The organism is Pseudoalteromonas sp. T1lg75 (assembly GCF_002964705.1).
In the GTDB taxonomy this organism is placed as follows: Bacteria; Pseudomonadota; Gammaproteobacteria; order Enterobacterales; family Alteromonadaceae; genus Pseudoalteromonas.
Genome location: NZ_PQCD01000044.1, coordinates 1 through 296, shown reverse-complemented (window position 1 = coordinate 296; position 296 = coordinate 1). Strand labels below are relative to the sequence as shown.

Sequence of the window (296 nt, the reverse complement as noted above, 5' to 3'; positions counted from 1 at the left end):
AGCTCACGCTTAAGACGGCGTAACTCCTCGCTTTCATGTTTCGAGTAATCGACGCCTTGAACGGTATTAAATTGCTTGTCGGAAAGACGGTTGAATTGCCTGCGCCAGTTATAGATTTGCTGGGCGCTGATCCCCAGTTCTTCGGCGACTGATTTATTGGTATTACCCGGTAATTCCGCACGACGTACTGCTTCGCGACGGAATTCTTCGGTATAGGCCTGGGTTCTTTTCTTTTTAGTCATGAGACACCTCTTTTTCTAACTATAGAAGGTGTCTACTTTTTTTGGGTAAGTCCT

Annotated in this window: 1 protein-coding gene; it reads right to left on the bottom strand. The window is 45.9% G+C overall.

The window, feature by feature from the left end; translation table 11 throughout:
• The coding region (locus tag C2M36_RS10135; protein ID WP_158678920.1) for a transposase at positions 1–242 on the bottom strand (242 nt) is incomplete at its 3' end.
• Positions 243–296 lie beyond the last annotated feature (54 nt).